Origin of the sequence: Streptomyces barkulensis (genome assembly GCF_002843305.1) — a bacterium.
Taxonomy (GTDB): domain Bacteria; phylum Actinomycetota; class Actinomycetes; order Streptomycetales; family Streptomycetaceae; genus Streptomyces; species Streptomyces barkulensis.
Window position 1 is genome coordinate 33983 of sequence record NZ_PGSG01000111.1, and the last position, 11622, is coordinate 45604.

The 11622-nt window shown below is 73.3% G+C and carries 13 protein-coding genes; 4 read left to right on the forward strand and 9 right to left on the reverse strand.

The features are described 5' to 3' along the window. Window positions 1–22: 22 nt before the first annotated feature. Window positions 23–835 (reverse strand): DUF8842 C-terminal domain-containing protein, encoded by an 813-nt coding sequence (locus tag CUT83_RS26030; protein ID WP_101258283.1) that lies wholly within the window; start codon window positions 833–835, stop codon window positions 23–25. Window positions 836–1511: 676 nt separating this feature from the next. On the opposite strand from CUT83_RS26030, the gene CUT83_RS26035 reads away from it, so the two are divergent. From CUT83_RS26035 to CUT83_RS26050, 3 genes are all read left to right on the forward strand, one after another. Beyond that, on the forward strand, window positions 1512–2792 hold the full coding sequence (locus CUT83_RS26035) for a glycosyltransferase family 4 protein (RefSeq protein WP_101258284.1): 1281 nt from the start codon (window positions 1512–1514) through the stop codon (window positions 2790–2792). Further along, window positions 2789–3706 (forward strand): hypothetical protein, encoded by a 918-nt coding sequence (locus tag CUT83_RS26040; protein WP_101258285.1) that lies wholly within the window; start codon window positions 2789–2791, stop codon window positions 3704–3706. The genes CUT83_RS26035 and CUT83_RS26040 overlap by 4 nt, the downstream gene beginning before the upstream one ends. A gap of 152 nt (window positions 3707–3858) precedes the next feature. Next, window positions 3859–4851, forward strand: a complete 993-nt coding sequence (locus tag CUT83_RS26050) for a helix-turn-helix transcriptional regulator (RefSeq protein WP_173915153.1) — start codon at window positions 3859–3861, stop codon at window positions 4849–4851. A 43-nt stretch (window positions 4852–4894) separates the two neighbouring features. Here the strand turns inward: CUT83_RS26050 and CUT83_RS26055 are convergent, their stop codons facing one another. From CUT83_RS26055 to CUT83_RS26080, 6 genes are read right to left on the reverse strand one after another with little or no spacing between them, the layout of a single operon-like run. Beyond that, complete coding sequence (locus CUT83_RS26055) at window positions 4895–5557, reverse strand: SRPBCC family protein (RefSeq protein WP_101258287.1); 663 nt, start codon at window positions 5555–5557, stop codon at window positions 4895–4897. Then, the gene (locus tag CUT83_RS26060) at window positions 5550–6242 is read right to left on the reverse strand and encodes a hypothetical protein (RefSeq protein WP_101258288.1); all 693 of its coding nucleotides are present in this window, start codon (window positions 6240–6242) and stop codon (window positions 5550–5552) included. Before CUT83_RS26060 ends, CUT83_RS26055 begins: the two co-directional genes overlap by 8 nt. 1 nt (window position 6243) lies before the next feature. Then, window positions 6244–6501: a gas vesicle protein GvpG gene (locus tag CUT83_RS26065; RefSeq protein ID WP_101258289.1), complete on the reverse strand. Its 258-nt coding sequence runs from the start codon at window positions 6499–6501 to the stop codon at window positions 6244–6246. Window positions 6502–6507: 6 nt separating this feature from the next. Further along, complete coding sequence (locus tag CUT83_RS26070) at window positions 6508–7275, reverse strand: GvpL/GvpF family gas vesicle protein (protein WP_101258290.1); 768 nt, start codon at window positions 7273–7275, stop codon at window positions 6508–6510. Next, window positions 7272–7697 (reverse strand): gas vesicle structural protein GvpA, encoded by a 426-nt coding sequence (locus CUT83_RS26075; protein ID WP_093851556.1) that lies wholly within the window; start codon window positions 7695–7697, stop codon window positions 7272–7274. The genes CUT83_RS26070 and CUT83_RS26075 overlap by 4 nt, the downstream gene beginning before the upstream one ends. Window positions 7698–7728: 31 nt before the next feature. After that, window positions 7729–8052, reverse strand: coding sequence for a gas vesicle protein GvpO (locus CUT83_RS26080; RefSeq protein ID WP_101258291.1), 324 nt, complete (start codon window positions 8050–8052; stop codon window positions 7729–7731). 306 nt (window positions 8053–8358) lie between these two features. Between CUT83_RS26080 and CUT83_RS26085 the strand changes: the two genes are divergently transcribed. Further along, window positions 8359–8574 carry a proteinase inhibitor I78 gene (locus CUT83_RS26085; RefSeq protein WP_101258292.1) on the forward strand — a complete coding sequence of 72 codons (216 nt, stop codon included), beginning with the start codon at window positions 8359–8361 and terminating at the stop codon, window positions 8572–8574. A 135-nt stretch (window positions 8575–8709) separates the two neighbouring features. Here the strand turns inward: CUT83_RS26085 and CUT83_RS26090 are convergent, their stop codons facing one another. Next, a complete protein-coding gene (locus CUT83_RS26090) occupies window positions 8710–9735 on the reverse strand; it encodes a phosphatase PAP2 family protein (protein WP_439145013.1) in 1026 nt (341 codons plus the stop codon). 385 nt (window positions 9736–10120) lie between these two features. Next, entirely contained in the window at window positions 10121–11497 is a 1377-nt protein-coding gene (locus tag CUT83_RS26095; RefSeq protein ID WP_101255530.1) for an IS1380 family transposase, read from the reverse strand. Window positions 11498–11622 lie beyond the last annotated feature (125 nt).

Sequence of the window (11622 nt, forward strand, 5' to 3'; positions counted from 1 at the left end):
GGGGGACGAGGGGCCGTGATCCTCAGGTGCCCGCCAGCGGCATGGCCGCGGCCACCAGGAGACCACCCGCCGCGGCCTTCTCCAGCGCCTCGCGCAGCAGGTCCTCGCGCGGCTGCTGCCCGATGGTGCCGACCGGTGCGGCGTAGACGTGGACCGTCCGGCTCCGGTTGGCCGCGGTCCGCCAGTCGTCGGTGACGGGCAGCGGCTGGTGCGCCTGCCACCAGGAGGTGGGCTGTCCGCCGGCGGGGCCCGGCTGGAGGATGGCGTGGAGCCGGCCCATGGCCAGCAGGACGGACCAGCCGCCGACCGGCGCGGGGGCCCTGGCCACGTCGTTCACCGGCATGAAGCCCTGCTCGATGAGGAGCGGCAGGAAGTCGTCGCCAAGGCCGTCGGAGCCTGGGCGGGTGATGGGCGCGGTGGGCTCGACGACGAGGGCGGGGTGGAGCTGGTCGTCGATGAGTACCTGGCCGCAGGTAACGCCCAGCACGGCCTGGCGCGGGGCGGAGGAGGGGACGGGCCCGGGACCGGCGGGGGGCGCGCCGGCCGGTGCGGGGGTGTCGGCGGCCTGCCCGCCGGTGATGGTGCGCACGGCGTCCTTGAGCTGCTCCTCGGAGACCGGGACGACCTGGGACGGGATGCAGGTCGCGTGGGCGAAGGCGAGCACGGCCGTCTCCTCGCCGAGGAAGAGCACGGTGCTGGTGCGCTCCTGCTCGGGGTCGCCGGGGGCGCGGCAGGAGGTGCAGTCGTAGCTGCCGGGGGCGCTGTCACCGGCGATCAGCCGGGCGGCTTCCTCCTCGCCGATCTCGGCGCGGACGTCGTCGCTGACATCGAGCATGGGGGACACGGGGAAACTCCTGGCGTTCGGTTCTGGTTCACATGCACAACGGGGGACCGAGTGCCGTGGTAACGCGCCGGGGGGAGCGCAGGTCGCACGGGCGGATGCGCGGTGCGCGACGCGCGCCGGGGCGTTCCACTTCCCCCCGGAGACCGGGGGCGCGGGGGAGGAGGCGGCGGCGAGGAGCGCCCGGCGCCCGGTGCGCGGTGCGCCGACCGGGTGGGGCCTCGGCCCCGCACTGGCGCGTTTGCGCCGGTCGCGCGCCTGCGGGGCCCTAGCGTGGAGAGGTGCAGCACATGTGTCTCGGCCTCCGGGCCACCCCCGTCACCGCTTCGCCCCGCGCCGCCCCACCGGCCCCGGCCGCCGCGCCGTGCCGGTCGCGCGGCCGTCTCGGGCCGGGCGGGCGCGGTACCGTCCGACGCCGCCGGGGCCCCCGTGCCGCCGCCCACCGGACAGGAACTCCCCGGGCCGCGCGTGGACGGCGGAACGAGTCGTCCGGTTCCTGAAAAAGGCTCACAACAGACGAACCTTTCGGGTACAAGGCGATCAAGGGGGACAACCCGCGGCGGCCTTCCGAGGTCTCTTCCGGCAGAGACACGGCATCAACAGGAGCGCGACACAGGAAAACACGGCGCCGGGATGCTTACCCGCGCGCTTTTGTGGGACATGGAGACGGATGCATATCTCTTTTCTGCTGCATCACGGGTACGGCATGGGCGGGACGATCCGGACCACCTTCAACCTCGCGTGCGCGCTCGCGCAGCAGCACGACGTCGAGATCGTCTCGGTCTTCCGGCACCGCGACCGTCCCGTCTTCGACCTGGACCCCGCGGTGCGCCTGCGCCACCTGGTGGACATGCGCAAGCACAGCCCGGACTACGACGGAGGCGACCCCGAGCACGCCCGGCCGTCCAGGCTGTTCCCGCGCGCCGACGGAAACCACCGCAAGTACAGCGCGCTCACCGACCGCCGGATCACCGAACACCTGGCAGGCGTCGAGGCGGACGTCGTGATCGGCACCCGCCCCGGCCTCAACACCATGCTCGCCCTGCACACCAGGCCCGGTCCGGTGCGCATGGGGCAGGAGCACCTCACCCTCTCCACCCACTCGCGGGCCCTGCGGGCGACCCTGCGCGGCGCCTACCCGCGCCTGGACGCACTCACCACCGTCACCGAGGCCGACGCGCGCGACTACCGGCGCATGATGCGCCTGCCCGGGGTACACGTGAGGGCGGTGCCCAACGGAGTCCCCGAGCCGGCGGTGGAACCCTCCGACGGCACCGGGAAGTGGGTGGTCGCCGCCGGCCGGCTGGCTCCGGCCAAACGCTACGACGTGCTGCTGAGGGCCTTCGCCAAGGTGGTCGAGCAGCGGCCCGACTGGCGGCTGAGGCTCTACGGGGCCGGACGTGAGGAGGCGAAGCTGCGGGCCATGGTGGAGGAACTCGGCCTGTACAACCACGCGTTCCTCATGGGACCGGCCCACCCCATCGAGGCCGAGTGGGTCAAGGGCTCGGTCGCGGCCGTGACGTCGAGTCTGGAGTCCTTCGGAATGACGATCGTGGAGGCGATGCGCTGCGGTCTGCCGGTGGTGGCCACCACCTGCCCGCACGGGCCGGGAGAGATCATCGCCGACGGGGTGGACGGGCGGCTGGTGCCCACCGGCGACGTCGACGCCATCGCCGGGGCCCTGCTGGAACTGATCAACGACGACGGGCTGCGCCGGAGGATGGGCCGCGCCGCGATCGCGGACGCCGCCCGCTACGACCCCGCGCGGATCGGCGAGATGTACTCCTCGCTGTGCACGGAACTCGTCGCACGCGGCGGGCGCGGCGGGATCGGCCGGCTGCGCTCCTCCCTGCACCGGAGCCGGGGAGCCCTGCTCGGCGGGGCGTACGCCACCAAGGAGGCCTTGGTCCGCGCCCGCCGGGGCGCGCTGAGAAGAGGAAGGACCGCATGACCGCGACCACCCGCAGGCCCGCCGGCGCCCCCGACGTCCCCGGGGAGACGGCACCGCGGGCCGACTGCACGGCGGACAGTGCGGGCGGCCTCAGCTTCGACATCGCGCTGCCCGGCGTCGCGGAGCGGTGGGACGCCGCCCTGCTGCTGCGGCTGCGCGACCGCGACCCCGAGGAGTCGGTGCGCCTGCCGCTGGAACCGCTCTCCGGCGCCCCCGACGGCTCCGTGCTGCGCGCCACCCTGCCCAGTACGGTTCCGCTGGAGGAAGGGCGCTGGGACGCCTATCTGGTGATCGGCGAGGGCGAGGCGCGGCGGCTGCTGCCCGGGTGCAGCGACCTGCGCCCGCTGGTCGACCGGGTGCCGCGCACCGACCGGACCTGGCTGGGCGTGCGCATTCCGTACGCCACCAAGTACGGCAACCTCTCGGTGCGTTCCTGGCTGCGCTGGCCGCACGCCGAGGCGGGCGACATCTGGCCCGCCGACGGCGGACTGACCGTCCATGGAACGCTGTACGGGGCCGAGCTGACCCCCACCGCGCGGCTGGAGGCCCGCCCCCGCCGCGCCGCCGCGGACGGCGGGCAGATGCGGCCCGTCACCGCACCGGTCACCCCGGTCGGCGCGCCCGCCGAGGGGCACGGCTTCACGGCGAGGCTGGCGTACGGCGATCTGGCCCGGGAGGAGGGCGCGGCGGACGACTGGCAGCTGTGGCTGCGCCCCGGCGAGGACGCCGAGCCGGTGCGCGTGGCCCGGATCCTGGACGACATCGTCGACAAGCACAAGATCCTGCGCTACCCGGCGCGGCCGGTCGCCGCGGACGAGGCGGGCGGGAGCGGGGGGATGACGGCCCGCCCGTACTACACCGGCGCCAACGATCTGTCCGTGCGGCTGGAGGACACGGAGCCGGCCGGCTCCTGACCATCCGGCCCGCAGGACCAGACCCGCAGGACCAGACCCGCAGGACCAGGCCCGCAGGACCCGGCCCGTCCGGAGAAACTCCGGACGGGCCGGCCGTACCCGGCGGACATCGCGGACGGCCCCTGTCCTCAAGGGGTGGCAGAATCGGCCGCATGATGGAGACATCGGCACGACTGCTGCGTCTGCTGTCCCTGCTCCAGGCCCACCGGGAGTGGTCCGGTGCCGAGCTGGCCGAGCGTCTCCGGGTGACCTCGCGGACGGTGCGCCGCGACGTGGAACGGCTGCGGACACTGGGCTACCCCGTCCACTCCACCACCGGGACCGCCGGCGGCTACCGGCTCGGCGCGGGCGCCGAACTGCCGCCGCTGCTCCTGGACGACGACGAGGCGGTGGCCGTCGCGGTCGGGCTGCGCACGGCCGCGCACAACGCGGTGCAGGGGATGGAGGAGTCCTCGGTGCGGGCCCTGGCCAAGCTGGAACAGGTGCTGCCGGACCGGCTGCGCCGCAGAGTGGGCGCGCTGGCCGCCTTCACCGACCCGCTCGGCGGACGGCGCGGCCCGGCGGTCGGGGTGGAGACCATCACCGAGCTGGTGAACGCCTGCCGCGACCGCCAACGGCTGCGCTTCACCTACCGGGGGCACGACGGTTCGGACTCGCGCCGGACCGTCGACCCCTACCGCCTGGTGTGCAGCAGCCACCGCTGGTACCTGGTGGGCTGGGACGCCGGCCGCGCCGACTGGCGCACGTTCCGCGTCGACCGGCTCGCCCTCACCCCGCCGCACGGTCCCCGCTTCACCCCCCGCGAACCACCCGCCGAGGACTGGGCCGCCTATGTCTCCGAGGGCATCTCCACAGCGGCGTACCCGGAGCGGGCGACCGTACTGCTGCACGCCCCGGCGGACCGGGTCGCGGAGCGGATCGCGCCCACGGCCGGCGTGCTGGAACCGGTGGACGGGCGCACCTGCCTGCTGCGCACCGGCGCCCTCTCCTTGGACGAGATGGCCCTCCACGTCCTGATGCTGGGCTTCGAGTTCGAGGTGCGCGAACCGGCCGGGCTGGGCGAGCGGATAGCCGAGCTGGCGGAGCGCCTCGGCCGGGCGGCGCGGGCATGGAAGGCGGACGGGGAGGGCCGGGGGAGGGGGTGAGCGCGGGACCGTGAGGACCGGGAGGGCGGTGAGGGCCGTTAGGTCACCTGACCTCCTCCACCTCGCCCGCCTCGTTCACTTCGCCCACCTCGTCCGCCGCGTCTCCGGACTCACCGTCACCGTCGAGTGCCGCGCCGCCGCCGTCGACCTCGATGCCCAGGCTCACCGAGCGCTGGAAGTCCGCGAGATCCAGCCGTACGCGGCGGGCCTGGGCGTGCCAGAGGCCCGCGGCCCTCTCCGGCAGGCTCCGCGGACGGTACTCCAGTACGACCAGCACCCGGGTCAGGTTCCCGGCCGGCTGGTGGAAGGTGGCCACGCCCCGGACCGCTGCCCTGGAGTCGCGGGCGTCCCATACGACGAGGTCGCCCGGGATCCGGTCGGCGACGCGCACCGTCCGGCCGCGCCCGGGCCACAGGACCCTCGCGCCGTGTGAGGCCCCGTCACCCGCTCCGTCCTCCAGGAACCCCAGCCACCGGTCGTACGCCTCGCGAACGGGTACGCCGACCTCGACACACTCGCCGACCGTCAGCGGCCGGGCCGCTGCGCCGGCCCGTTCCCTCACCTCGCCCAGCCCGCGGGCGGCGGCGAGCAGCAGGTGCCGGGCCGGCGCCGCGGCCCGGCCGCCGGACGCCTCCAGGAGGCGTCCGGCGGCCGGAACGGCGGTGGCCACGGCGGTCCGCCGGCGGCCGTCGGCAGCGTCAGCCACGCTCGGAGCCTCCCGTGCGCTTGGCCGTGCCGGTCGTCCTCCGGGTGTTCCCGGAGGACTTGCCGGTCTGCTTGCCTGCCGAACCCGTGGCCTTCTTGGCGGCTCCGGCCGGCTTGCGGGACGCGGAGGCCGTCTTCCCGGAGGTCCGCGACGCGGTCTTCTTGGCCGGGGCACGCCGGGAGGCGCCCCGCCCGCTGCCCTCCGACTTTCCGCTGCCCTCCGATTTCCCGGCGTCCGCGGACTCCCCGCGGGAACCACCGTCGCTCCGCGAGCCGTTCGCGTCCTTCCCGGACTTCTCCTCCCGCTTCTCCCGCTCCTCCCGCTTCTCCGGGCCGCGGGAGTCCTCGGATCCGGAACCGGCCGGCTCGGAGCCGTCCCTGCCGCCGCTCTTCCACGGCGCCCTGCCGAGCTGCCCCCGTACGCCGCCGGTCAGCGACTCCAGGCGCTCGGCCGGCAGTGCGCCGGTGGCGGCCCTGCCGGCCTGCCTGACGTTGTTCCGCAGCCGGCCGGTGGCCTCCGCGAGCTGCGGGGTCCTCTCCTTGAACTGCTCGCCGATGCGGCCGGGGTCCACCCCGAGCCGCCTGGCCAGCAGCGCCCCGCCCGCGCCGAGGGGGATTTTGGTCCTGCTGAGCCCCGCCACGTAACCCGTGGCGAAGGCCAGCGCCAGTGCCGACCGGTTCGTCATGTCAGTAGTCTCCTTGGTTGCGCCGTCTGTGCTCCTGCACGGCCTCCAGACGGTCGAGCAGTTCGTCCTCCCGGCGGTCGAACTCCTCCTCGTCGATCAGGCCGTCGTCCAGCTGTCCGGACAGTTCGTGGAGTTCACGCTGGATCGCCGACGGGTCGTAGTACTGCCGTTCCGCCTCGGCGACCACCTGCCGCAGCACCCATCCGGCGCCGTGGAACGGCGCCGCGGGCAGCTTCAGGAGCCCGCCGATCAGCCCCACGCCGGCTCACCCCGCGGGCGAGCCCGCGGCCTGGGCGGTCCGCCCGGCCTCGTCGGGCCGGCCCACGAAGCTGTACGGCGGAAGCGGACCCGTGGCACGGATGTCCAGGTGGGGGTTGGCGCGCCCCAGCTCCTCGACGGCGGCGGTGAACTCCTCGGACCTGTCCCGGCCGAGGAGGAAGGAGAGGTTCGCCAGCCAGCCGGAGCCCTCCGGGCCCGGCACGTACCGCTGGGCCAGGGGCGCGAGCGTCTCCTCGATCAGCCGGGCGTCCTGGGCCTCGCGCTCGCGCACGGCGTTCGCCACGAGCTCGCCCAGGCGCAGCTTGTCCTCGTGGGAGCCGCCGCCGGCGGCGCGGTTGCGCTCCGCCAGGCTCCGCGCCTCGGTGTCCTGCGAGAGCACCATGCGCAGCACCTCGTCCTCGCGGTGCACGGCCTTCACGTTGTACTCGGAGCGGCCGTCCAGCTCCTCCAACTGCCGGAGGTAGTGGGCGGCGTGGTCGGTGAGGACTCGGCGCACGGCCTCCTCGTCCTCGGAGAGGCTGCCGAACCGCAGCGGCAGGACCGACCCCTTGGCGCCGACCTCGGTCAGCACCTGCTGGTGCGCCAGGAGGTCGCGGCGCTTGGGCCGCAGGTCGTCCGGGCAGTCGCTGACGATCGCGGCGAGGTTCCCCTCGCGGACGATCCGGACCTCGCGCGGCGGCCGGCCGACGCCGGGCGCCTTCTCGGGCAGCGCCGGATGGTCCGAGCGCGCGATTCCGTAGACGTAGACGCTCACTCCGTCTCCTCCTTGCGCCGGGCGGAGGCCCGGCGCCTGCGGGGTGCCGACTCCTCCTCGTCGGAATCGCCCTGGCGGAAGGCGTCGGATATGCTCTCGGCGGCCCCGGCCAGGGCGCCCTTGGTCTTGCTGCTGGCGCCGCTCTCGGTGGCGTTCTCCAGCACCTCGGGCAGACCGGGCGACTTCCTGGGCCCGGACTCCAGGTCGAGGCGGTTGCACGCCTCGGCGAAACGCAGATACGTGTCGACGCTGGCGACCACGACGCGCACGTCGATCTTCAGGATCTCGATGCCGACCAGTGAGACGCGGACGAACGCGTCGATCACCAGTCCGCGGTCCAGTATGAGTTCCAGGACGTCGTAGAGACCGCTGCTGCCGCCTCCACCTCCGGTGGAACGCTGTGCGGGGACTGCCGTGGTCATGTACGGCCACTCCTCTCGGGTGTCGCGGCTCTCAGCCGCGGCGGGACGAATCGGCCCGGCCGCGCTCGTAACGGCGGACGCGGCGGTAACCGGTGAGGTGGCCGGCCTCGTCGAGCGTCACCTCGTACGAGGCCATCAGGCTCATCGTGTCCGGAACCCGCTCGAGTTCCATGACCTCCACCTCCAGGGCCCAGCCGTCCCCGGTCCGTTCGAACCGGGAGACGCTCTCGGCGTGCAGACCGGTGAGGTCGGTGAACTCCGACCGGGCTGTGCGCATCGCCTCGCCGAGCGGTATGGGACGGTCCTCTTCCTCCGCCGTCCGCTTGCTGTCGTCGCTTGTCTTCTTCTCTGTCATGGGGCTCCTCTCAACCCCGGATACCGCGAGAGGGTTTCCGTAAACATGCCTGTTTTCGAGGGGAACTGATGGCCCTTCTGAATTCCTGTTCCGGTGTCCCGCACGGCGAGCCGGATTTTCTTTCCGGGAAATCCCTCACAAGGTGTCCGGAGAACGGCGCGGACGGAATTCGAAGCGGGGAGCGCGGGTCTCGCGAACGGCGCGACCGGACAGCGCCCGGACTGCGGAGAGTTGTGACACAGATGTGACGCCGCCATGATCCGTCCGGAACTTCCGGCTGCGCCGCCGACGCCGTACGGTGCTGCCATGGCACCGTCACCCACGAACCCGCACACACCGGACGACGACCCCGAGACCTACGTCGGACTCGACGTGGCCACCGCCGAACGGCAGGCCCGCGAACGCGGCTGGACCACCGTGAGGTCCCTTCCGCCGGACGCGGTCATCACCATGGAGTACCTGTCAGGACGGCTGAACTTCACGGTGGAGGACGGCGCCGTGGCCCGCTGCTGGAAGGGCTGACCGGACGCATGCGGCGGCCCTGCCCCCCTCGGCCGAGGGGGGCAGGGCCGCCGCATGCGTCCGGCTCCGCGGAGCGGGAAGAGGGAGGGTGCGTACCGTCCTGCCCCGAGAAGCCGGACCGGCGCTACGGCGCCGTCACTTGCGCGGTCCCATCGGTGCGGTCCGCGACACCGTGCGCTCGCCGTACGGCCGGCGGCTGCCGGCGGGGGTGACGGGGGAGCGCTCCGAGCGGGCCGCGTGCTGCCGCGCGTGTGCGGGGTGGTGGGTGCGCGGCTCCCCGGCCCGGGGCGGCAGGTCGGCGGGCAGCACCGCTTCGGCCAGGGCCGGCTCGGGACCGGAGGCCGGGTACGCCCCGCCCGCGCCGAGCCGGGCGGCGACCGGCGGGACGCCGGCCCCGGCGGGGCGCAGACGCGCGGACAGGGGCGCGACACCCTCCCGGAAGCGGTACCAGTGGCTCAGCAGATACGCCTCGACGCGGGCGATGAGGGGCTCGAACCAGGGCAGCGCCAGCAGGATGAGCAGTCCTGCGGCCCAGCCCAGGAGCACATCGCTGACCCAGTGGGTGCCGATGTAGACGGTGGTGGTGCCGACGCCGAGCGCGAAGACCGCCGCCACGACCGACAGCCGGCGCCGGGCCCGCGGCGTGGTGGCCAGATAGGCGAGGATTCCCCAGGTGACCACCGCGTTCGCCGTGTGGCCGGAGGGGAATATGTCGCCGGTCAGGAACATCTCGTTGGCGCCTATGCGGTTCGCGTAGTGCGGACCCTCGCGCCCCATGCCGAGTTTCGCCGCTCCCACCGTCACGTTCAGCAACAGCAGGGAGGCGCCCAGGGCCAGCAGCGGGCGCAGCGTCCGCTGCCGCCAGGAGCGCCAGCCGAGCCAGGCGGCGACCAGCACCGCGGTGGGGCCGCGCTGGCCCAGGACCACGAAGTAGTCGAGGAAGGCGTGGAGCTCCGGCCACTGCTTGTACGGGCGGAAGAGCATGACCTGCCAGTCCAGCCGGACCAGCCGGGAGGTGGTCAGCACCGCCGCCACGATGGCCGCGTAGAGGCCCAGCATGGTGAAGAAGAGCGCCCTGCGGGTGCCGCTCATCCCCGGCGGAGGGACGAGCGGCCGCGCTGGCTCCTGTTCCAGGCGGGCGAAGATCCGGTCGGTACGCACTCAAACGAGATTACAGGCGGTGACCGGCGGCGCCGAACCGGCCACCTGCTTCGTAATGCCTATGTGATGTGCAGCGGGCTTCCATCCGTACATGGGGAGACTGTTTTCCCATGTCCGGGAGAAGTCGGCGGATTTTCCGACCGGCGTGCCCCAGAGCTGTTATCGAAGTTGCGTCGTATGTTCTTTTTCCCGGAAGACGGGTACGGTCCACCGGCCGTTAACCTCGATCTTTCGTGAGGGTCCGCCGACGGAGTCGGCGGGCCCTCACGCGTGCTGTTTCTGAGTCCGGGCAGGCCGAGGGCCCGGCTGTCGCGTCGGGTGGGCGCCGGGTTCCACTGCTCCGGGTCGGGGTGGTGCTGCTCGCAGGAACAGGCGGATCCGCTGGTCAGCCGGGGTTGGGCAGGAGGGCGAGCCGTTCGAGGGCGGCGGTGATGTGGCCGGTCCAGGGCCAGTGCCGGGCGAGGCGGAGGATGCGGCGGCGGCCGGTGGTGACGAGCTGGCCGGCCGCGGTGAACAGGCGCAGCCGCAGGCGGCGGGGTTCCCAGAGGCGGGCGGTGCCGGTGAGGGCGAGCATGGGCATCCAGGCCAGCAGGTCGAGGGCTATCTGGACGATCTCGAGCCAGACCTTGTTCTGGGCGGTGGTGTGCAGGGGCAGGTTGCGCAGGCCGGTCGTGCGGGCGGCCCGGATGCGGTCCTCGGCCCGGGCCCGCAGCCGGTGACGGAGCTCGAGCTCGGCGATCGGCCGGTCAGGGGTGTTGGTCGCGAAACACGTGATCCGCATGCCGTCGGCGTCGGTGAGCCGCAGCTGGGCGCCGGGGTGCGGTCTTTCCTTGCGGACGATCAGCCGCATGCCCTTGGGCCATCCGTCCAGGAGCTTGCCGGTGAGCTCGGCGACCCAGGCCCCGTCGCGGATCTCGCCGCCGGTCTCGACGGCCGCCGTCCAGGCTGAGGCGGGGGCCTTCAGCACGTGTTCGTGGATCGCGTCGGTGACCGTCATGCCGACTGAGTAGGACAGCCACCGCCCTCGCCGGGCGAGCCAGGACACGAAGTCGTGGGTGCCGCCCGCGGAGTCGGTGCGGACCAGGGTCCGGCGCCCTCGCCGGTATTGCTTGGGCAGCTGGGCCAGGGCCAGTTGGGCGGTGGTGATGTGGTCGGCAGCGGTGTTCGAGCCCGCGTTCCCCGGCCTGAGCAGGGCGGCGACCGGCTCTCCGGTTCCGCCCGGGCCGTGGTCGACGAAGGCCGTCAGCGGGTGGTGGCCGTAGGTCTTCTTCCAAGTCGCGGCCGCGTCCTGTTTGTCGGAGTGGGCGACCACGAGGACGCCGTCGAGATCGACCGTGACCTGGTCGTCGGCGTCCGGGGCGTTCTCGCCGGCCAACGACCAGACCCGCTGCCGGGCTTCGGACCGTGCGGCGCGGATGGCGGTCAGGGCCTTCTCGCCGGAGGCGGCGAGGGTGTCGATCAGACGGGAGACGGTCGGGTCGGAGGCGACCGGCCCGAAGAGGGCCGGCTCACACCGCAGCACCGCAACGTCCGCGAGGCAGTCTCCGCCCAGAGCGACCGCCAGGGCGACGTCCAGAAGGACCTTGCCGGGATCGTGGACGGCCCGCGGTTTGCGCCACGGTGCCAGAGCTGCGGATATGGCCTGGTCAAGACCGGTCTTGCGGACCGTTTCGACGAGCAGGACCGACCCGGCCTGGGAGACGACCTGGCGGCCGTCGTCCTGGACACGGACGCGGGGGTAGGGCCCGGTAGAGTGCTTCACCTGGGAAGTGCCTCCGGCGATGGCAGGAACAAGGACCTCGACAATCCTCATTCTTGCTGGTCAGAGGCACTTTCTGCTTTCCTGACCGCCTGCCGGACAGCCCACTTCATGAAAGCGCGAGGCTA